Source organism: Kitasatospora sp. NPDC001540 (assembly GCF_042894345.1).
Taxonomy (GTDB): Bacteria; Actinomycetota; Actinomycetes; order Streptomycetales; family Streptomycetaceae; genus Kitasatospora; species Kitasatospora phosalacinea_C.
Genome location: NZ_JBIAVO010000001.1, coordinates 201,766 through 220,641, shown reverse-complemented (window position 1 = coordinate 220,641; position 18,876 = coordinate 201,766). Strand labels below are relative to the sequence as shown.

Sequence of the window (18,876 nt, the reverse complement as noted above, 5' to 3'; positions counted from 1 at the left end):
GCATCTTCGTTTCGCCGATAACAGCAGATCCGTATCAACGATCCAATCTTCTGTTATCGTTGATACCGACAGCGCGAGATCGTCGATACGAAAGAGGTTCCGCCATGTCCGTCACCGACACGCAACCCCGGGTCGCCCTGGTCACCGGCGGCTCCGGCGGCATCGGCCGCGCCGTCGTCCGGCAGCTCGCCGCCGCCGGGTACCCCGTCGCCGTCCACTACTCCGGCCGCAAGGACCGGGCCGAGGCCCTGGTCGCGGAGGTCGTCGGCAACGGCGGCCGGGCGCTGGCGGTCGGCGGCGACGTCGCGGACGAACGGGAGATGGCCGCCGCGTTCGACCTGGTCGAGACCGAGTTCGGCGGGCTGGACGTGGTCGTCCACACCGCGGGCGTCATGCGCCTGGCGCCCGTCGCCGAACTCGACCTGGCCGACTTCGACGAGGTGCAGCGGGTCAACGTCCGCGGCACCTTCGTGGTCGCCCAGCAGGCCGCCCGGCGGCTGCGCCGGGGCGGGGCGCTGATCAACTTCTCCACCTCGGTGGTCGGGCTCCAGTTCCCGAACTACGGCGCCTACGCGGCCAGCAAGGGCGCGGTCGAGGCGCTGACCCTGGTGCTGGCCCGCGAACTGCGCGGCCGGGACGTCACCGTCAACACCATCGCCCCCGGCCCCACCGCCACCCCGATGTTCCTGGAGGGCAAGGACCAGGCCGCCGTCGACCGGCTGGCCGCCCAGCCCCCGCTGGAACGCCTCGGCACCCCCGAGGACATCGCCGAACTCGCCGCCTTCCTGGCGGGCCCGGCCGGCCGCTGGATCAACGGCCAGAACATCCGCAGCAACGGCGGCATCGTCTGACTCGGACCCGCCCGGCCCCACCCCGACCCACCCACTCCGTTCCACCCACCCGAGGAGAACACCGTGCCCTTCGCCAACTTCAAGGTTCCCGCCGGCACCCTGACCCCGGCCCAGAAGCAGCTGATCGTCGACCGCACCACCGACCTGTACGCCGAGGTCTACGGCGAGCGCGCCCGGCAGAACACCATGGTCCTGGTCGAGGAGGTCGCCGACGGCGGCTGGGGCATCGGCGGCCACGTCCTGACCGCCGCCATGATCAACGGCACCGACGGCACCGAACCCGCCCCCGCCCCCGCCGAGTAGCGGCACCGACTCCGAGCGGCACCGACTCGGAGCGGCACCGGCCTCCACTACGCTGGCCGGGCAGCACGGGACCGAGAACGGGCAAGGGACAGGCCATGAGCGACGCCACCACCGGCACCACCCCCCGGGGGACGGGCGACCTGCGCTCCCGGATGCTCGAGGCCGCCGAGGATCTGCTCGCGGAGTCCCCCGACAACGACGTCTCGACCCGCGCCGTGTGCGAGGCCGTCGGCGTCAAGCAGCCCGTCCTGTACCGCCTGTTCGGCGACAAGAACGGCCTGCTGACCGCGCTGGTCGCGCACGGCTTCGAGCGCTACATCGGCCGCAAGCAGGGCCTCGCCGTCACCGACGACCCGGTCGCCGACCTGCGCGCGGGCTGGGACGACCACGTGGACTTCGCGCTCTCCAACCGGGCGCTGTACCGGCTGATGTTCTCCCCCGTGCTGCCCGAGGTGCCGGAGACCGCCGCCCGGATCTTCGACCTGCTCAAGCGGACCCTGGAGCGGTGCGCGGCGGTCGGCGCGCTGCGGATCCCCGCCGAGGAGGCCGCGCAGGCGATCCTGGCGGCCAACGTCGGCGTCACCCTCAGCCTGCTCTCCCAGCCGGAGCGCTTCGCCGACCCCGCCCTGCCGACCCGGGTCCGGGACGCGGTCTTCGCCTCCTGCCTGGACGAGTCGGCCGCCGCGGCCGCCCCCGCGGGGGACCGCCTCGCCGGGGCGGCCCGCCAGTTGGAGGCCCAGCTGAGGCAGCGGTCCGGCCCGCTGGGCGAGGCGGAGACCGCCCTGCTGCTGGTGTGGCTGCGCACCCTCCAGCAGCAGGACGGCCTCCGGCAGGACGGCCTCCGGCAACAGGACGACCCCGCCCGCAGCTGACGTTCCGTCAGAACCCCTGCCGGGCCCGGGCCTCCGGCGTCACCGGCGTGAAGAAGTTGACCAGGGTGCCGTCCGGGTCGCGGAGCAGCAGCGAGCGGTTGCCCCACGGGAGGGTCACCGGCCCGCTGACGAACTCCGCTCCGCCGTCGGCGAGTCGGCGGTGCAGCAGGTCGACGTCCTCGACCAGGAACTCGACGATCGCGCTGCGGTTGGCGGCCGGCTCGGCCGAGCCCGGCGCGAACAGCGGCACGGTGCGGACGCTGCCGATCGCCAACGTCCCGCCCGGGGTGCGCAGTTCGGCGAAGTCCGGGGTGGCCCGGACGGCGGTCAGGCCGGTGGCCCGCTCGTAGAACGCGACCAGGCGGTCGACGTCGGCGGTGATCAGACGGACGGAGACGAGGTGCATGCGGGGCTCCCCTGCGGTGTTCCGGTGCGGTCGGCCCGAGGCTAGGGGGGATACCGGGCGGAATCCGCCCGCTTTCGGAGGGAGGATCGACGGCATGACCCGTCCCCTGGCCCGCGTCCTCACCCTGCTGGAGCTGCTGCAGTCCGGCGGCGTCCGCACCGTCGCGGAGCTGGCCGAACGGCTGGAGGTGGACGAGCGCACCGTGCGCCGGTACGTCGCCCAACTGGTCGACCTCGACCTGCCGGTGGAGTCGGTGCGCGGTCGCTACGGCGGCTACCGGCTCGCGCCCGGGCACCGGATGCCGCCGCTGATGCTCACCGACGAGGAGGCGCTGGCCGTCCTGTTCGGCCTGGCCGCCGCGGAGCGGGCCGGGCTGTCCACCGCCCCCGCCGCGGCGGGCGAGACGGCCGCCGCGAAGATCCGCCGGGTGCTGCCCCGCCGACTCGCCCACCGCCTGGACGCCCTGCGCGAGGCACTCGCCTTCACCACCCGGCCCGCACCAGCGCCCGTCCCCGTGCCCACGCCCCCCGCCCCCGACCCGGAGGCGCTGCTGACCGTCGCCGACGCGGTGCGCCACCGCCGCCCGCTCGCCTTCCACTACACCTCCGCGGACGGCCGCAGCGGCGAACGAACCGTCCAGCCGCACGGATTGGTGCTGCACGCGGGCCGCTGGTACCTGACCGGACGGGACACCGGTGCCGACGCCGAGCGCCTGTTCCGGCTCGACCGGCTGGCCGCGCCCCGCCCGCTGCCCGGCACCTTCCCCCCGCCACCCGGCCCGCCCCCGGCCGAGCGCGTGCTGCACGCCCTGGCCACCGCCCCGCACCGCCACCACGTCCGGCTGCGGATCCGGGCCGACGCCGCCCGGATCCGGGCGCACTTCCCGGCCGGTCTGGCCCTGGTCGCGGAGCCGGACGCCGCGGGCTGGTCGGAGGTCGACCTGCGGGTCGCCGAACTCGACTGGCTGCCGGGCACGTTGGCCGCCCTCGACCGACCGTTCAGCATCGTCCGCCCCACCGAACTCCGGGCCCTGGTGCTGGCCTTGGCCGAGCGGCTCGCCGAATCGGCCCGCAGCGACGGCAGTTGAAGGCCGCGCCCGCCTCCGTCCTCAGCCCTTGCGGGCCGCCGCGACGATCTTCCCGGTGGTGTGGAAGAAGCGCGAAGTGGCGTGCCCCCGGTACGACTTGGGGAACGCGGTGGCCGGGTTGCCGCTCAACCGGCCGTTGCGCACGTACATCACCACGAACGCCGCGTCGGCGGTGGCGCCGATCATCTCCCAGTCGCCCTTCGGCGAGGCGACCGGCAGCGCGGCCCGGATCTCCTCCGGCAGCGGCTCGGACAGGAACAGCACGCACAGCCGCTTGTCCTCGGCGGGCTCCACCGCCGCGAACGGCTCCAGCGCGAGCAGCGCCTCGACCTCCTCGACCGTCCGCAGCAGCACCGGGACCGGGTACCCGAGCCCGGCCTCCAGCCCGGCCTCGATCCGGGCGGTCAGCGCCGCCCGGTCGGTCTCCGCGGTGCGGAAGAACACGTTCCCGCTCTGGATGTACGTCCGCACCCCCTGCAGCCCGAGGCCGGTGAACAGCTCCCGCAACCGGTCCATCTTCACGGTGCGGCCGCCGACGTTGACCGCCCGCAGGAAGGCGATGTAGGTCTCCATCCGGCCGAGTGTAGGACGCACCGCCGACAGCGCCCGGGATTCCGTCGGACCCGCCGCCTACGCTCCGCGCCATGACGACCTGGCAGGAGTTCGAGCAGCAGGCCCCCGACCTCGCCCCGCGGATCCGGGCCCGTTTCACGGCGCACCGGCACCACGTCCTCGCCACCCTGAAGCGGGACGGCTCGCCGCGGGTGAGCGGCACCGAGGTCGACTTCCGCGGCGGCGAGCTGTTCCTCGGGTCGATGGCCGGCGCGGTCAAGGCGGCCGACCTGCGGGTGGACGGGGGCCGCCGCCGACCGCCGCGCCTCAGCCGTTGGGCAGGATCACCGCCCGGCCGTTGACCTTGCCCGCGTGCAGGCGCTCGTAGGCGAGCGGCGCCTCGTCGAGGCCGTACGTCTCGACGTGCACGTCGACCGCGCCCGCCCGGGCCAGGTCGAGGACCTCGATCAGCTCGGAGCGGCTGCCCCAGTACGGGGAGGTGACGGAGACCTCGTACGGCAGGACGCCGAAGCCGACCGCCAGGGTGCCGCCGCCGATGCCGACCACGGTGACGTCGCCCTCGACGGCGACGAGCTGTCCGGCCAGGGCGGTGGTGGGCGGGGCGCCGACGAAGTCGAGGACGGCCTGCGCGCCCAGCCCGGCGGTGAGTTCGCGCACCTTCCCGGCCGCCGCGCCGTCCGAGAGCACCGCCTCGTGCGCGCCGACCGTCCGGGCCAGGGCGAGCTTCTCCTCGGTGACGTCGAGCGCGACCACCCGGGCCGCGGTCATCGTCCGCAGCAGCTGGATCGCGACGTGCCCGAGGCCGCCGGTGCCGATGACGACCGCGGTGGAGCCGGGGACGAGCTTGGGCAGCGAGCGCTTGATCGCGTGGTACGGCGTCAGCCCGGCGTCGGTGAGCGGGACGGTGCGCACCGGGTCGAGGTCGCCGAGCGGGACGAGGTGCCGCGGGTCGTCGACGACCATGTACTCGGCCATCGCGCCGGGCGCGCCCAGCCCGGGCGGCATGATGCCGAGGCTGCCCGCGCGCAGGCAGTAGTTCTCCTTGCCCTCCGCGCACTTGGCGCAACTGCCGCAGCCCCACGGGCCGTAGACCGCGACCGACTCTCCCTCGGTGAGGCCGGTGACGCCCGCGCCGAGCGCGGCGACGGTGCCGACGCCCTCGTGGCCGAGGGTCAGCGGCAGCGGGAACGGGAGCTGCTCGGCCGGCCAGCTCATCACGGCGATGTCGGAGTGGCAGACGCCCGCGGCGGTGACCTTCAGCAGGACCTGCCCGGGGCCGGGCTCGGGATCGGGGACGGTGACCACCTCGGGGTGGCCGCCGACGGTGCGGTACTGGACTGCCTTCATGGTTTCGACGCTCCTTCGCGCGGATCCCCCCGCGGACGGCCCCCCGGAATCGTTTCGGCTCAGCGGGCGGCGTAGCCGCCGTCGACCAGGTGGTAGCTGCCGGTGACGAAGGACGCCCGGTCCGACAGCAGGAAGGCGGTCAGCTCGGCGACCTCCTCGGCGCGGCCGAGGCGCCCGGCGGGGTGCAGCGAGACCAGCAGTTCGCGTCCGGCCGGGTCGGCGCCCTTGAGCAGCGGGGTGTCGATGAAGCCGGGGCCGACCGCGTTGACCCGCACGCCCTGCGCGGCGTACTCGATGGCGGTGGTCTTGGTCAGCCCGACCACGCCGTGCTTGGCGGCGACGTACGCGGGCGATCCGGCGAAGCCGTTGGTGCCGAGGATGGAGGCCATGTTGACGATCGCGCCGCCGCCCGCGGCCAGGATCTCCGGCAGTTCGTGGCGCAGCGAGTAGAAGACGCCGTCCAGGTTGGTGGCCAGCACCCGGCGCCACGCCTCGGGGTCGTACTCGCCGGTGGGGGCGGACGGCCCGCCGATGCCGGCGTTGTTGACGGCCAGGCGGAGCGGTCCGAGGCCCTCGACGGTGGCCCGGACGGCGGCCCGCACCGAGTCCGGGTCGGTGACGTCGACCTGCACGGCGAGCGCCTTCGCGCCGGTGGCCCCGATGGCGGCGGCGGCCGCGCGGGCGCCGTCCAGGTCGTGGTCGGCGATCGCGACGTCCGCGCCGCGGGCGGCGAGCAGGGTGGCGACCGCCAGCCCGATGCCGGAGGCGCCTCCGGTGACGAGGGCGGTGCGGCCGGCGAACTCCCGGTCGAGGGGCTGCTGGGCGGCGGGCTCCTGGGTGGTCATGGGTGGTGCTTCCTCTCGTGCGCCGCGCGGGGGTGGGCGCGGTCGGTGCTGTTCCCGGCCGACGGGTGGTCAGCTCGGGGGTTCGGCCGCCGCCAGGTCGAAGGCGCGGTCGAGCAGGGTGGGCAGGTCGCCCGCGGGGTCGCGCACCCAGGTGCGGGTGGCGGCGTGCAGGGCGGCGACGCCGAGGCCGACGGCGACGGCGGGCCGCAGGTCGGTCTCCGGGTGCAGGCCGAGCCGGGCGGCGACCAGCCGGATCGAGCGCTCCTCCTCGGCGACCGAGATCCGCCGGAACGCGGCGGTCAGCGCGGGTTCCTCGTCGATCAGCACGAACAGGTCGCGCATGCCGGGACGGCGGTGCCAGGCGGGGTGCTCGGGGTCGGGGTCGTGCAGCCAGGCGGTGACGGCGGCGCGGTAGGCGGCGACCGGCGCCTCGGCGGCGGGGCGGGCGGCGAGCGCCGCGTTGATCCGGGTGAAGTCGGCGCGCAGGCAGTCCAGCACGGCGTCCTCGCGGGAGGCGAAGTGGCGGCTGAAGGTGCGCCGGGAGACGTCGGCGGCGTCGGTGACGTCCTCGACGGCGAGGGCGGCGAGGCCGTGTTCCAGGGTGAGGCGCAGTGCGGCGGCGGCCATCGCCTCGCGGGTGCGGCGGGCCTTGCGCTCGCGCCGTCCGGCCTCTCCGGACGCGGGGGCGCCGGCTCCGCCTCCGTCGGCGGGTGCGGGCTGCTCGCTGCTCATGCCCCCACCGTACTACCGAAAATGTCCCGGCGGGACATCAGTCCCGCCGGGACACCTCGCCCGGGGCGCGCTGCTCACGCCCCGGACGCCTCCGGGGCCCGGGTCACTGCCCGGACGGCCCCCACAGCCGGTCGGTGCAGCGGGCGTAGGTATCGCGCCAGTGCGGCCAGTGGCGCGCCGTCTCGTCGTCGCAGTCGGCGAGCAGCCGGTCGACCTGGGCCGGGTCGACGCCCTCCAGCAGCCAGACCAGGGCGTCGGAAGCGGACGGGCCGTCGGCGAAGCGGAGCAGGTCGAGCAGCTCGGGCAGGGTGCCGATCCGGGAGCCGGACGGGAAGACGCCCGCCATCCGGGGCAGCAGCTGGCGCTCCTCGATCCGCAGGTGGGTCTCCACCCGGGCGGCCAGCTCCTCGACCGCGTAGGAGACCGACCAGGCGCTGGCCGGGTCGCGGGTGGCGATGCCGACCAGGGTGGTGGTGCGGGTGAAGCACTGGTCGAGGTTGTGGTGGTCGGACTCCAGCCAGTTGAGCAGCAGCCGCAGCTCGGGGGCGAAGCGGCGCAGCACCGGCCACAGCCGGGTGTCCTGCTGCTCGTGGTGGCAGGTGACCATGGCGGTGACGAAGTCCCAGTGCCGCTTGAGCGCCCCGGCCGTCTCGGCGTCCTCGGGCTGGAGCAGGCGCAGCGCCTGCGGGATGCGGGCGAGGTCGCGGCGGACGGCGGCGTGCACCAGCGTGAGCCCGGCGAACGGGAGCGGCTCGACCGCGGCCGGGACGCGGCCGGGAGCGGGCGCCGGGGCGGGGGCGGGCGCCCCGCCCTGCCGGGCGGCAGTGCCGTCCCCGCGCTGGGCGGGGGTGGTCGCGGGGCCGACGGGCAGCAGGTGACGGGGCATGGCGCTCTCTTCACGACGGTCTGGGCGGGCCGGAGCGGGGGCCGCGGTGCGGCGAAACCCCGGTCCAGTTCTCCGGTCCACGGCTCCAAGGTGTCCCCACTGCATCAGGGCCGAATCAACGACCGATTGATGTGCAGGTCAGGACGGCTCGCGGTCAGTCGGCCTCCGGCCCGGCGGTGTTGGCGGTCAGCCACTCCAGCGTGGTGGGGATCATCTTCTTGAAGTCCGAGGTGAGGTGCTTGCCGCCGGGCTGCTCGTAGTACTCGACGGTGGTGGGCGCCTTGGCCTTGGCCACCCACTTCTTCACCAGGGTGGTCTCGTACGCGTTGGCGCCGCCCGCGGTGGCCAGCATCCGCACGTCCGCGGTGCCCGCCCCGACCAACTGGTCGGGGCTGTTGGCCAGCCGCTCCTGCTCGTGGCCCTTCCAGAGCGGCGAGTCCGGGTTCCAGTAGCCGTCGATCGGCACCGCGGCCCTGAACACGTCGGGGTGCTGCAGGGCGAGCTTGGCGCTGCAGAACGCGCCGGTGGAGGCGCCCATCACGGCCCAGCCGTCCCGGCCCTTGACGGTGCGGAAGTTGGCGCGGACGAAGTCCGGGATGTCCTCGGCCATCCAGGTGCCGATCTTCGGCTGGCCGGGGATGTCCGCGCACTCCAGCGCCCTGGACTCGTTGGGGTCCAGGTTCTGCACCGGCATGATCATGATGAACGGGTGAGCCTTGCCCTGGGCGGCCATCTCCTGGTCGATCTCCTGGATCGGCAGCTGGTTGTCCGTCCAGGTGTTGTAGCCCGCGCTCTGCCCGCCCGCGTACAGGGTCAGCACCGGGAAGCCGGTCTTCGCGTACTTCGGGTCGTCGTACTGCGGGGGCAGCCAGACCCAGACCTTCCCGCTGACCCCGGACTTGGCACCGGTCAGGGTGGTCATCAGGATCGGACCGGCCTTGGTGTCGCGGACCTTCGAGAACTGGGCGGCCGGGCCGGTCGGCATCAGCACCTTGGACGGCTTCGGCGGCGGGCTGCTGCTCGCCGGCGCGGCGGACGCGGCCGGGCTCCGGTCGGCGGAGATCGCCGCCCGGGCGTCGGACGCGCCGCCGCCGGAGCCGCCGCAGGCGGTGAGCGGGACGGCGAGGGCGAGCAGGGCGACGGCCGCCGCGGAGCGGCGGACGGCGGGGCGGGGCTGCGGCAGCACGGTGGTCTCTCCGGGCGGGGGGCCGACCCGGCAGCCGGGTGCGGGCCCTGGTCAGTGAGGGCCGGGGACGCCGCGACACTGCCACCGGCCGCCCCGGGGTGCGGCCCCGGCCGCGCGCGCTGCGCCGGTCCGGGCCTCCCGTGATCCTATGACGTGCCGCCCCCCGGCCCGGTTGCGGCAACACCCACGACCCGCCGGTCGGCGGGGGTGGTTCCCGCCGGTCGGCGGGGGCCCGGACGCCCCGGCGACGGGATTGGACGTTCCTCCGGCTGACGCGGCGCCCCGCCCCCGCGATCATGGGGTTCGCGTCCGTGAACCACCCCGAGGAGTGTGCGCGTGTCCCAGCAGGTTGCCGTCATCACCGGTGCGGGCAGCGGCGTCGGCCGCGCCGTGGCCCGCGAACTCGCCTCGTCCGGCTGGCGGCTGGTGCTGGCCGGGCGCCGGGCCGGCGCGCTGGCGGAGACCGCCGCCGGGCTCGGGCCCGACCGGGTGCTGGCGGTGCCCGCCGACGTCACCGACGAGGAGCAGGTGGAGGCGCTGTTCGACGCCGCGGCCGGGCACTTCGGCCGGATCGACCTGCTGTTCAACAACGCCGGGACGTTCGGCCCGTCCGCCCCGGTCGAGGAGGTGGCGGCGGCCGACTGGCGGGCCGTGGTCGACCTCAACCTGACCGGCGCCTTCCTGTGCGCGCGGGCCGCGTTCCGCCGGATGAAGGCGCAGGACCCGCAGGGCGGACGGATCGTCAACAACGGCTCGATCTCCGCCCACGTGCCCCGCCCGCACGCGATCGCCTACACCGCGACCAAGCACGCCGTCACCGGCCTGACCCGCGCCCTGTCGCTGGAGGGCCGCCCCCACCGGATCGCCTGCGGGCAGATCGACATCGGCAACGCGGCCACCGACATGACGGCCGCGATGGGCACCGGGGTCCGGCAGGCGGACGGCCGGATCGCGCCCGAGCCGACCATGGACGTCGCGGACGTGGCCCGGACGGTGCGGCACATGGCGGAGCTGCCGCTGGAGGCGAACGTGCAGTTCGCCACCGTGATGGCCACCGCGATGCCGTACGTCGGCCGCGGCTGAGCGACGGGGCCCGGACCCGTCACTCGTCGTGCGAGTGGCGGTAGTGCGGCCGCGCCCCGTCCGGGTCGTAGCGGTACACGCTGGTGGTGGGCCACTGCTCGCCGCGCGCCGGGTCGGGGAGTTCGGCGCGCAGCACCATCCGCAACGACGGCGGCGGCGCGCTGGGGCGGACCCGCTTGAGGTGTCCGTCCCAGCGGCCGCCGCAGAGTTCGACGTCCAGGACGGGGGTGGGGGGCTGGAGGGTGGGGGTGCTCACCCGCCCGATGCTTCCAGCGCGGCGGAATCCCGGCTCCCCCGGAACCGGGATTCCATCCGTTCGGGCGGTTTGGCCGCCCGGGCCGTTACTTCACGGCCGCGGTCGCGGGGTCAGTTCCGCCAGGTGTCGTTGAGCACGACCTTGCCGCTCGCCGGGACGGTCGCGGTGCGGTTGGCCCCGCTCTCCCAGGTGACGTTCCCGGCGGCGTCCTTGCGGACGTACTTGTACTGGAAGGCGGTTCCGGCGCCCATCGCCACGTCCAGCTTCCACACCGGGTAGGCGGCGGAGGACAGCGGCAGCGCCTTCGAGGTGTCCCAGCCGCCCAGCTCGGCCGCGTCGCCGACCACGTAGACGTTCTGGCCGACCGTGGTGGTGGCGTTGACCGCGAAGGACGCGCCGCTGGTGGCGGAGGTGGCCGTCGGGGACGGGGCCGGGCTAGGCGAGGCGGTGGCGCACGGGTCGCCGGAGCCGATCACGCCGTCCTTGACGGTGACGTTGCCGGTGCCCAGCGCGTAGTTGGCGCTGCTGTTGTTGTCCCAGGTACCGGAGCCGTTGTTGAAGGTGGCGGCGAGGCCGGTGGCGCTGCCGAGGGCGGCCGTGTACTTGACCCAGCCGGTGCAGGCGGCGGTCATCGCGACGCCGGGGGCGGTGGTCCAGGTGCCGCCGGTGGGCGCGTAGTGCAGGTAGTAGGCCGACCAGTTCTTGTCGGTGGAGTAGAAGACGGTCGCGGAGTTGCTGCCGGTGGAGGCCGACGGGCTCGGGGTCGCGGAGGCCGACGGGGTCGGGGTCGCGGTGGAGCCGCCGCCCGCGCCGACGTACAGGGCGACCGCCTCGCCCGCGGCGACGGTGGCGGTGAACCTGCCGTCCGCGCCGACGGTGTAGCTCGGGCCGGTGCAGCCGCCGTTCACCGGGTCGCCGTGCTGGACGTCGCAGTAGCTGCCGGCCGGCAGCGAGGTCTGGAAGGTCTGGGTGATCGCGCCGGACTCCCGGTTGATCGCCACGTAGCCCTTGCTGCCGCGGCCGAAGCCGATCGCGTTGTTGCCGTTGGACCACCAGTTGGTCATCCCGGTGCCGGAGACCGCGTTGCGGAAGCCGACCATGTTGGCGACCTGGCGCCAGGCGTGGGTGCAGTTCCAGCCGTCCTGGTAGCAGGCGTTGACGGTGCCGCCGTTGGGCGGGCCGTCGTCGTTGCCGCTGAACGCGTAGCCGGAGTAGACGTTCGGCGAGCCGTACGGGTTCGCCAGCAGGAAGACGTTGGCCAGCGTGTAGGCGGAGCCGTACTTGTAGGTCAGGGTCGAGCCGTTGCGCTCGGTGTCCCAGTTGTCGACGAAGGTGCGGGCCTGGGCGGAGCCGAGCAGGCCGCTGCCCCAGCTCTGCAGGTCGGAGATCCTGCCGCCGTTGAAGGCGCTCTTCAGCCAGGTCGCGGAGCGGAACTCGTCGACGTCGCCGTTGCCGGTGTACTCGGAGGGCTGGACGGCCTCGCCCGCGCCGTAGATGACCTCCTGCACCCAGTAGGCGTTCGGGTTGCTCACCTTGGACTTGATGGCGGCCAGGTCGCTCGCGGCGATGTGCTTGGCGGCGTCGATCCGGAAGCCGTCGACGCCCAGCGCGAGCAGGTCGTTCAGGTAGGTGGCGATGGTCTGCTGGACGTAGCTCGAGCCGGTGTTCAGGTCGGCCAGACCGACCAGCTCGCAGTTCTGGACGTTGGAGCGGTCGGCGTAGTTGCTGATCTGCGTCCGGCAGGAGTGGAAGTCCTGGTCCTGGTAGAAGCCCGGGTAGTTGTACTTGGTGTAGGCGGTGCCGCCGGTGCCGGTGCCGCTGCCCGCGGTCATGTGGTTGACCACCGCGTCGGCGATCACCTTGACGCCCGCGGCGTGGCAGGTGTTCACCATGTTCTGGAACGAGGTGCGGTCGCCGAGCCGGCCCGCGATCCTGTAGCTGACGGGCTGGTAGGAGGTCCACCACTGGGCGCCCTGGATGTGCTCCTGGGGCGGGGAGACCTCGACGAAGCCGTAGCCCTTGGGGCCGAGGGTGTCGGTGCAGGCCTTGGCCACCGAGTCGAACTTCCACTCGAACAGGGTGGCGGTGACGTCCTTGCCGCCCGGCGGGGTGGCGGTGGCGGTGGGCGCGAGCGCGAACCCGGCGCCGACCGAGAGGCCGAGCGCCGCGAGCGCGGTGGTGGTGGCGGCGAGGCGCCGTCCGCGGGCGGGGGCGGAGGGGGGCAAGGGGCACTCCTGGGGGAAGCCCGGGCCGCGGACGCAGGTCGCGGAACGGGAGGCGGCAGGGTGGGGGGCCGCGACGGCGGGGGTGGTGCCGTCAGCGCGACGGGGGGAGGGTCGCTGCTGCAAGCATTCCGCAAGAACGTTGAAACTTGCTGGAAACTTGCAGTGGCATGACCATAGGGTCCGCCCGGACGCCCGTCAAGGGAGGCCGCGAGCCGTTCCGGATGAGAAAAAACGGACGCGCCGGCCCGCCGCTGACCGTTCGTCAACGGTGGACCGGCGCGCCCCGGAGGGCTCCGGCGGACTCAGCCCAGCCGCTGCTCGATCAGGTCGCAGGCGCGGGCGGTGCCGCCCTCGGACTTCGCCCGCGCGCTCAGCTCCCGCGAACGGGCCGCCACCCGCGGGTCCCCGACCAGCTCGGCCAGCGCGTCCCGCAGCGCCTGCGGCGTGGCGTCCGCGGTGTCGATCCGGCGGGCCACGCCGAGCTCGACCAGCCGGTCGGCGTTCATGAACTGCTCGGCGGCCTGCGGCACCGCGATCATCGGCACCCCGGCGAGCAGCCCCTCCCCGCAGCCGCCCATCCCGGCGTGCGTGACGAAGGCGTCGGCCTGCGCCAGCACCGCCCGCTGCGGCACCCAGGGGTGCACCTCGACGCCGGGCGGGACCTCGCCGAGCTCCGCCGGGTCGGTGTGCCTGCCGATCTGCAGCACCAGGTGCCAGCCGGGCAGGTCGCCGAAGGCGGCCAGGCAGTGGCGGTAGAACTCCGGCTGCCGGGTGAACGCCGAGCCGAGCGAGACCAGCAGCACCTTCTCCGCCCCGGCCGGGCGCCGCCAACCGCCCTGCTCGGCCCGCAGGTCGAAGCAGGGGCCGACGAAGTCCACCGCCGTGCGGTCGACCCGGTCGGCGTGCGGCTGCATCGCCTCGGTGATCATCGCGACGGCCCGGGCGGGCCGCCCGGAGAACGCGTCCACGTCGAGCGTGGTGGCGCCGCTGCCCGCCAGCCACTCGGCGAAGCGGGCGAAGTAGGCGTCGGCGCCGGGCAGTTCGCGCAACTGCCCGCCGACCTCCTGCTGGTACCCCTCCCAGCCGACGATCGTCGGCGAGAGCTGCACGACCGGCCGCCGCTGCGCCTCGGCCAGCGCCCGGGCCGCGTAGGCCCCGATGTCGTACAGGTAGAGGTCGGCCGGGTCCGCGTCGTAGTGCGCGCGCAGCCTCGGCAGCATCGCGATCGCGTCCTCCAGGAAGAGGCGCATGGCGCCGATCGCGTCCTCGGGCCAGTCGTGGTCGGCGACCGGCAGGGTGGAGGGGTGCGGGACGAGCTCGGCGCCGGTGGGCGTGATCAGTTCGGCGACCGCGGGGTCGTTGACGTACGTCACCCGGTGGCCGCGGGCGACCAGCTCGCGGATCACCTCCAGGCTGGGGCGGACGTGGCTGACGGCCGGGATGCCGACCATGGCGATGTGGGCACGACGGGTCATGCGGAGAGCACCTGCTTCCGTTCTACGGGGGCGTGGACAACACACTGCGCCGCCGGGGCGCCGCCGAAGGGCGCGCGGGCGGGCGGGACGCACGGGCTCGGGGCGCTGCCCCGGCCGCGTCAGCCGTAGATCTGGTGGAAGGAGGACATACCGGGACCATAGCCCGGGACCGGCGGACCCGCATCCGATTAACCGGCGCGAGCGGCCCCGGGAGCCGCAACTCCCGGGGGCCGCAATCGGATTGGCGTACCGTCAGACCGCGTCCGGCCCGCGCTCGCCGGTGCGGACCCGGACGATGCCGTCCACCGGCACCACCCAGACCTTGCCGTCGCCGATCTTCCCGGTCCGGGCGGCGGCCACGATCGCGTCGGTGACCCGCTCGGCGTCCTCGTCCTCCACCACCACCTCGATCCGGACCTTCGGCACCAGGTCGATCCGGTACTCCGCGCCGCGGTACACCTCGGTGTGGCCGTGCTGCCGCCCGTAGCCGCTGGCCTCGGTGACGGTCAGGCCGTGCACGCCGAGTTCCTGCAGCGCGGTCTTGACCTCGTCCAGCTTGAACGGCTTGACGACGGCGGTGATCAGCTTCATACCGTGCGGGTCCTGTCGGAGGCGGGCGCACCGTGCGGGTGCACGCTGGCGTGGGCGCTGGCGGAGCCGTGGCCCAGGACGCCGTGATCGTACGCGTTCTCGGCGTGCACGGCGAGGTCCAGGCCGGTGAGTTCGTGCTCGGGCGCGGCCCGGAAGCCCATCACCCGGTCGATCGCCCGCCCGATGCCGTACGTCATGCCGAACGCGTACCCGGCGACCACCAGCACCGCGACCAGTTGCCTGCAGAGCTGGCCGGGGCCGCCGCCGTGCAGCAGTCCGGCGGGGCCGCCGGTCATCGCGGCGGTGGCGAACAGGCCGATCAGCGCGGTGCCGAGGACGCCGGCCACGAAGTGCACGCCGACCACGTCGAGCGAGTCGTCGTAGCCGAGGCGGAACTTCCAGCTGACGGCGTAGCAGCAGACCACCCCGGCGGCCAGGCCGATGACCAGGGCGCCGAACAGGTCGACGCTGCCGCAGGAGGGGGTGATGGCGACCAGTCCGGCGACCGCGCCGGAGGCGGCGCCGAGGGTGGTGGCGTGGCCGTCGCGCCTCTTCTCCACCACCAGCCAGCCGAGCAGGCCCGCGCAGCCCGCCGCCTGGGTGTTGAGGACCGCGGCGGCGGCCAGGCCGTTGGCGCCCATCGCGGAGCCGCCGTTGAAGCCGAACCAGCCGAACCAGAGCAGGCCCGCGCCCAGCAGCACCAGCGGCAGGTTGTGCGGGCGCATCGCCTCCTTCCGGAAGCCGAGGCGCGGGCCCAGCAGCAGGGCCAGGGCGAGGCCGCTGGCGCCGCAGTTGACCTCGACGACGGTGCCGCCCGCGAAGTCGAGGGCGCCGAGGTGCTTGAGGATCCAGCCGTCGGGGGCGAACACCCAGTGCGCGACCGGGACGTAGACCAGCAGCGTCCACACGGCGGTGAAGGCGACCCAGGAGCCGAACTTGGCGCGGTCGGCGATGGCGCCGGAGACCAGCGCGGCGGTGATGATCGCGAAGGTCAGCTGGAAGGTCGCGAACAGCAGGGTGGGGACGTCCCCGGTGAGGCTGTGCGGGGTGATCCCGGCCATGCCGAGGTGGTCGAGCGAGCCGATCAGGCCCCAGCCCGCGTCCTTGCCGAAGGCCAGCGAGTAGCCGGCCAGCAGCCAGACCACGGTGACCACGGCGATCGACACGAAGCTCATCATGATCATGTTGAGCACGCTCTTGGTGCGCACCATGCCGCCGTAGAACAGCGCCAGGCCCGGTGTCATCAGCAGCACGAGCGCGGTGCAGGCCAGCAGCCAGGCGGTGTCGCCGCTGTCCAGGGTGGGTGGGGAGTCAGCGAGGAGCATGCGGGGAGTGTCGCCGGGCTGGATTTCGCGCCGCCGTCACCGGTGTTTCGGCGGTGTTTCGTGTTGCCCGGGGGTTTCCGGGATCTCACCGCTCGGACACCCCCGCGGCCCCGGCGCGCCCGGACGCGCCGGGGCCCGGCAGCCGCTGCGGTGCGGCTGCCGGGCCCCGGTGGGCTACCGGGTTCAGCCGGTCTGGACGGCGGTGTCGTCGATCACGAAGGAGGTCTGCAGCGAGGAGTCCTCGACCGCGTTGAACTTCACCGTGACGCTCTGGCCCGCGTAGGCCGACAGGTCGATGCTCTTCTGGGTGTAGCCGGTGGCCGCGTTGACGTTCGAGTGGGTCGCGACCGTGGTGCCGTTGACGGTCACGGTCAGCTTGTCGTACGCGGTGCTGCCGGTCTCGGCGGTGTCGATGTGCAGCCAGTAGCTGAAGGTGGCCTTGCACCCGGCCGGGATGCTCACGGTCTGCGAGAGGCTGTCGGTGTGGGCGGAGCCGTAGCCGTCCATCCAGGCCTTCCAGGAGCCGCTGTGCGCGGCCTCGGAGGAGGAGTTGTCCACCACGCCGGAGGAGGCCGTCCAGGGGCCGGCGGTGCCGGTCTCGAAGCCCGGGTTGCCGAGCAGCTGGGCCGGGGTGCAGCCGGTGCCGCCGCCGGAGGTGACGGTCCAGGTGAAGGAGGCGGTGCCGGTCTTGTTGGCGGCGTCCTTGGCGGTGACGGTGACGTTGTACGTCCCGGCCGCGGTGGCGGTGCCGCTGATCAGGCCGGTGGAGGCGTTGATCGACAGGCCGGTGGGCAGCCCGGTGGCCGAGTAGCTGAGCGGCGCGGTGCCGCCGGTGGCCTTGATCTGCAGGCTGACGGCGCCGTTGACCGCGGTCGACTGGTTGCCGGGGCTGGTGACGGTCGGGCCGCCGGTGCTGGGCAGCGAGCCGACGTTGACGGCGGCCCAGGCGGTGGCGGTGGCGTTGTACTCGGCGGAGCCGGAGCCGTACAGGTCGGTGGCGGCGGAGAGCATGCCGGCCCGGGCGCTGGCGTAGTTGGTGGTGGAGGTCCAGTAGGTGGTGAGCGCCCGGTACCAGATGGCGGCGGCCTTGTCCCGGCCGATGCCGGTGACGGTGATGCTGTTGGCGGTCGGCGAGTTGTAGCTGACGCCGTTGATGGTCTTGGCGCCGCTGCCCTCGGCCAGCAGGTAGAAGAGGTGGTTGCCGACGCCGGAGGAGTAGTGGACGTCGAGGTTGCCGACGCCGCTGTACCAGGAGTCGGCCGAGGAGCCGTCCTTGGAGGGCTTGTCCATGTAGCGCAGCGGCGTGCCGTCGCCGTTGATGTTGATCAGCTCGCCGATCAGGTAGTCCGGGTTGTCCTTGGGCAGGTTCGCGTAGAACTCGACCATGGTGCCGAACACGTCCGAGGTGGACTCGTTGAGGCCGCCGGACTCGCCCGAGTAGTTCAGGCCCGCGGTGTTGGAGGTGACGCCGTGCGTCATCTCGTGGCCCGCGACGTCGAGTTCGGTCAGCGGGTGGGTGTTGGAGGCGCCGTCGCCGTAGGTCATGCAGAAGCAGCTGTCGTCCCAGAACGCGTTGACGTAGTTGCTGCCGTAGTGCACGCGGCTGTACGCGCCGACGCCGTCGTTGCGGATGCCGTTGCGGCCGAAGGTGTTCTTGTAGTAGTCCCAGGTCATCGCGACGCCGTAGTGGGCGTCGACGGCCGCGGACTCCTTGTTGGAGACGGTGCCGTCGCCCCAGCTGTCGGTGGTCTTCGAGTACAGCGTGCCGGTGCCGCTGGTCCCGTTGTTCAGGTTGGTGGTGTACATGTTGCCGCGGGTCGGGTCCTTGAGCTGGTAGTTGGAGCCCGACTGCGAGGTGCCGAGGGTGACGCTGCCAACGAAGACGCCGTTGCCGGTGCCGGTCTGCACGCCCTCCCACTTCTGGATCACGTCGCCGCTGGTGGCGTCGGTGACCACGTGCAGCTTGCTCGGGGTGCCGTCCTCCTGGACGCCGGAGACCACGGTCTCCCAGGCCAGCCGCGGGTGGTTGTCGGCGGCCCAGACCACCAGGCGGGGCGCCGTCTCCAGGGAGGAGCCCGCCTGGGCGGCCAGCGCGGCGGCCTGGCCCTTGGCGGCGGCCAGCTTCGGGGTGGTGGACAGGCCGTCCAGCGAGGCGGTGGAGGCCCGGTCGACGCCCTTGGTGGTGCCGTTGGCGGCCTGGTGGACGATCAGGTCGCCGCCGAGGACGGGCAGTCCGCCGTAGGTGCGCTCGTAGCGGAAGTGCTGGGTGCCGTCGGCGTCCTTGGACGCGTCCTTGACCACCAGCTTCTCCTGGGCGCCCAGGCCCAGGCCCTGGGCGAAGGCGGCGGAGCGGCTGCCCGCGTCGGAGAGCAGTTGGGCCTGTCCGGCGGCGGCCTGCTGGGAGGCGACCTGGCCGGCCGGGGAGGGTGCGGCGGGGGCGGCCTGGGCCACTGCCACGGGGATCGCGGTCACCAGCAGGGCAGTGGTGGCCGCCAGGGCGGCCGTGCTCACGCGGACATGCGTGCGGCGAGACATGCGGGACTCCTTTACCGACCGTCGCGGGGTCACGAGCGGTGGAGAGAATCTGGCCGCGGTTGCGGCGCAGCGGGGGCCCCTGCCGCCGGTTCGCGGCGCGGGGTGCGGTGCAAGTACGCGGTACCGGGCACGCTGGGGTTACGCGTGCCGAGCTGCGGCCGCCGGCGTCCTCGGGAGGAACCCACCGGCGGGGTGCGGGAGTTGGGGCTACCTGTCGGTTCGCAGCCGGGGGAATCGTGGCAGCAAACACCTCATGAATGACAGATGCATGCCATGGATTGACCGATTAGTGACCGCA

The 18,876-nt window shown here is 73.7% G+C and carries 19 protein-coding genes; 6 read left to right on the top strand and 13 right to left on the bottom strand.

The annotated features are described in order from the left end of the window. Positions 1–104: 104 nt before the first annotated feature. The 3 genes from ACFY00_RS00985 (at position 105) to ACFY00_RS00975 (ending at position 2,026) form a co-directional block, all read left to right on the top strand. Positions 105–851 carry an SDR family oxidoreductase gene (locus ACFY00_RS00985; protein WP_388025920.1) on the top strand — a complete coding sequence of 249 codons (747 nt, stop codon included), beginning with the start codon at positions 105–107 and terminating at the stop codon, positions 849–851. 63 nt (positions 852–914) lie between these two features. After that, positions 915–1,154 carry a 4-oxalocrotonate tautomerase family protein gene (locus tag ACFY00_RS00980; RefSeq protein ID WP_388025917.1) on the top strand — a complete coding sequence of 80 codons (240 nt, stop codon included), beginning with the start codon at positions 915–917 and terminating at the stop codon, positions 1,152–1,154. A gap of 95 nt (positions 1,155–1,249) precedes the next feature. Continuing rightward, the gene (locus ACFY00_RS00975) at positions 1,250–2,026 is read left to right on the top strand and encodes a TetR/AcrR family transcriptional regulator (protein ID WP_388025914.1); all 777 of its coding nucleotides are present in this window, start codon (positions 1,250–1,252) and stop codon (positions 2,024–2,026) included. A gap of 7 nt (positions 2,027–2,033) precedes the next feature. Here ACFY00_RS00975 and ACFY00_RS00970 read toward each other — a convergent pair whose 3' ends face one another. After that, complete coding sequence (locus ACFY00_RS00970) at positions 2,034–2,432, bottom strand: VOC family protein (protein WP_388025913.1); 399 nt, start codon at positions 2,430–2,432, stop codon at positions 2,034–2,036. 94 nt (positions 2,433–2,526) lie between these two features. On the opposite strand from ACFY00_RS00970, the gene ACFY00_RS00965 reads away from it, so the two are divergent. Then, a complete protein-coding gene (locus ACFY00_RS00965; RefSeq protein ID WP_388025910.1) occupies positions 2,527–3,519 on the top strand; it encodes a helix-turn-helix transcriptional regulator in 993 nt (330 codons plus the stop codon). 21 nt (positions 3,520–3,540) lie between these two features. Here the strand turns inward: ACFY00_RS00965 and ACFY00_RS00960 are convergent, their stop codons facing one another. Next, entirely contained in the window at positions 3,541–4,092 is a 552-nt protein-coding gene (locus tag ACFY00_RS00960) for a DUF1697 domain-containing protein (RefSeq protein WP_388025907.1), read from the bottom strand. A gap of 71 nt (positions 4,093–4,163) precedes the next feature. Here ACFY00_RS00960 and ACFY00_RS00955 point away from each other — a divergent pair, with 71 nt between their 5' ends. Further along, a complete protein-coding gene (locus tag ACFY00_RS00955; protein WP_388025904.1) occupies positions 4,164–4,433 on the top strand; it encodes a hypothetical protein in 270 nt (89 codons plus the stop codon). Here ACFY00_RS00955 and ACFY00_RS00950 read toward each other — a convergent pair. The 5 genes from ACFY00_RS00950 to ACFY00_RS00930 all read right to left on the bottom strand — a co-directional run bounded on the left by ACFY00_RS00950 (position 4,399) and on the right by ACFY00_RS00930 (position 9,088). After that, complete coding sequence (locus tag ACFY00_RS00950; protein ID WP_388025902.1) at positions 4,399–5,439, bottom strand: NAD(P)-dependent alcohol dehydrogenase; 1,041 nt, start codon at positions 5,437–5,439, stop codon at positions 4,399–4,401. The two genes, ACFY00_RS00955 and ACFY00_RS00950, sit on opposite strands and share 35 nt — an antisense overlap. A gap of 59 nt (positions 5,440–5,498) precedes the next feature. Beyond that, positions 5,499–6,284 (bottom strand): SDR family NAD(P)-dependent oxidoreductase, encoded by a 786-nt coding sequence (locus ACFY00_RS00945; protein WP_388025899.1) that lies wholly within the window; start codon positions 6,282–6,284, stop codon positions 5,499–5,501. 69 nt (positions 6,285–6,353) lie between these two features. Continuing rightward, complete coding sequence (locus tag ACFY00_RS00940) at positions 6,354–6,911, bottom strand: TetR family transcriptional regulator (RefSeq protein ID WP_388026558.1); 558 nt, start codon at positions 6,909–6,911, stop codon at positions 6,354–6,356. Positions 6,912–7,119: 208 nt separating this feature from the next. Further along, positions 7,120–7,902, bottom strand: a complete 783-nt coding sequence (locus tag ACFY00_RS00935) for a hemerythrin domain-containing protein (protein ID WP_388025896.1) — start codon at positions 7,900–7,902, stop codon at positions 7,120–7,122. Positions 7,903–8,056: 154 nt separating this feature from the next. Continuing rightward, positions 8,057–9,088: an alpha/beta hydrolase gene (locus ACFY00_RS00930; protein WP_388025893.1), complete on the bottom strand. Its 1,032-nt coding sequence runs from the start codon at positions 9,086–9,088 to the stop codon at positions 8,057–8,059. 336 nt (positions 9,089–9,424) lie between these two features. On the opposite strand from ACFY00_RS00930, the gene ACFY00_RS00925 reads away from it, so the two are divergent. Then, positions 9,425–10,171 (top strand): SDR family oxidoreductase, encoded by a 747-nt coding sequence (locus tag ACFY00_RS00925; RefSeq protein ID WP_388025890.1) that lies wholly within the window; start codon positions 9,425–9,427, stop codon positions 10,169–10,171. Between the two features lie 19 nt (positions 10,172–10,190). Here the strand turns inward: ACFY00_RS00925 and ACFY00_RS00920 are convergent, their stop codons facing one another. The 6 genes from ACFY00_RS00920 to ACFY00_RS00895 all read right to left on the bottom strand — a co-directional run bounded on the left by ACFY00_RS00920 (position 10,191) and on the right by ACFY00_RS00895 (position 18,578). Then, complete coding sequence (locus ACFY00_RS00920; protein ID WP_388025888.1) at positions 10,191–10,427, bottom strand: hypothetical protein; 237 nt, start codon at positions 10,425–10,427, stop codon at positions 10,191–10,193. A 110-nt stretch (positions 10,428–10,537) separates the two neighbouring features. Beyond that, the gene (locus ACFY00_RS00915; protein ID WP_388025886.1) at positions 10,538–12,652 is read right to left on the bottom strand and encodes a carbohydrate-binding module family 20 domain-containing protein; all 2,115 of its coding nucleotides are present in this window, start codon (positions 12,650–12,652) and stop codon (positions 10,538–10,540) included. A gap of 302 nt (positions 12,653–12,954) precedes the next feature. Then, a complete protein-coding gene (locus ACFY00_RS00910; RefSeq protein ID WP_388025883.1) occupies positions 12,955–14,127 on the bottom strand; it encodes a macrolide family glycosyltransferase in 1,173 nt (390 codons plus the stop codon). A 252-nt stretch (positions 14,128–14,379) separates the two neighbouring features. Beyond that, positions 14,380–14,718: a P-II family nitrogen regulator gene (locus ACFY00_RS00905; protein WP_014135467.1), complete on the bottom strand. Its 339-nt coding sequence runs from the start codon at positions 14,716–14,718 to the stop codon at positions 14,380–14,382. Then, on the bottom strand, positions 14,715–16,043 hold the full coding sequence (locus ACFY00_RS00900; RefSeq protein WP_388025880.1) for an ammonium transporter: 1,329 nt from the start codon (positions 16,041–16,043) through the stop codon (positions 14,715–14,717). The genes ACFY00_RS00905 and ACFY00_RS00900 overlap by 4 nt, the downstream gene beginning before the upstream one ends. A 183-nt stretch (positions 16,044–16,226) precedes the next feature. Further along, positions 16,227–18,578: a M4 family metallopeptidase gene (locus tag ACFY00_RS00895; protein ID WP_388025878.1), complete on the bottom strand. Its 2,352-nt coding sequence runs from the start codon at positions 18,576–18,578 to the stop codon at positions 16,227–16,229. Positions 18,579–18,876: the final 298 nt, after the last annotated feature.

What these genes read in the sequence shown, in the direction of transcription:
- ACFY00_RS00985 (WP_388025920.1), top strand. Translation starts at nt 105, where the DNA reads ATGTCCGTCACCGACACGCAACCCCGGGTCGCCCTGGTCACCGGCGGC.
- ACFY00_RS00975 (WP_388025914.1), top strand. Translation starts at nt 1,250, where the DNA reads ATGAGCGACGCCACCACCGGCACCACCCCCCGGGGGACGGGCGACCTG.
- ACFY00_RS00970 (WP_388025913.1), bottom strand. Translation starts at nt 2,432, where the DNA reads ATGCACCTCGTCTCCGTCCGTCTGATCACCGCCGACGTCGACCGCCTG.
- ACFY00_RS00965 (WP_388025910.1), top strand. Translation starts at nt 2,527, where the DNA reads ATGACCCGTCCCCTGGCCCGCGTCCTCACCCTGCTGGAGCTGCTGCAG.
- ACFY00_RS00960 (WP_388025907.1), bottom strand. Translation starts at nt 4,092, where the DNA reads ATGGAGACCTACATCGCCTTCCTGCGGGCGGTCAACGTCGGCGGCCGC.
- ACFY00_RS00955 (WP_388025904.1), top strand. Translation starts at nt 4,164, where the DNA reads ATGACGACCTGGCAGGAGTTCGAGCAGCAGGCCCCCGACCTCGCCCCG.
- ACFY00_RS00950 (WP_388025902.1), bottom strand. Translation starts at nt 5,439, where the DNA reads ATGAAGGCAGTCCAGTACCGCACCGTCGGCGGCCACCCCGAGGTGGTC.
- ACFY00_RS00945 (WP_388025899.1), bottom strand. Translation starts at nt 6,284, where the DNA reads ATGACCACCCAGGAGCCCGCCGCCCAGCAGCCCCTCGACCGGGAGTTC.
- ACFY00_RS00940 (WP_388026558.1), bottom strand. Translation starts at nt 6,911, where the DNA reads ATGGCCGCCGCCGCACTGCGCCTCACCCTGGAACACGGCCTCGCCGCC.
- ACFY00_RS00935 (WP_388025896.1), bottom strand. Translation starts at nt 7,902, where the DNA reads ATGCCCCGTCACCTGCTGCCCGTCGGCCCCGCGACCACCCCCGCCCAG.
- ACFY00_RS00910 (WP_388025883.1), bottom strand. Translation starts at nt 14,127, where the DNA reads ATGACCCGTCGTGCCCACATCGCCATGGTCGGCATCCCGGCCGTCAGC.
- ACFY00_RS00905 (WP_014135467.1), bottom strand. Translation starts at nt 14,718, where the DNA reads ATGAAGCTGATCACCGCCGTCGTCAAGCCGTTCAAGCTGGACGAGGTC.
- ACFY00_RS00900 (WP_388025880.1), bottom strand. Translation starts at nt 16,043, where the DNA reads ATGCTCCTCGCTGACTCCCCACCCACCCTGGACAGCGGCGACACCGCC.
- ACFY00_RS00895 (WP_388025878.1), bottom strand. Translation starts at nt 18,578, where the DNA reads ATGTCTCGCCGCACGCATGTCCGCGTGAGCACGGCCGCCCTGGCGGCC.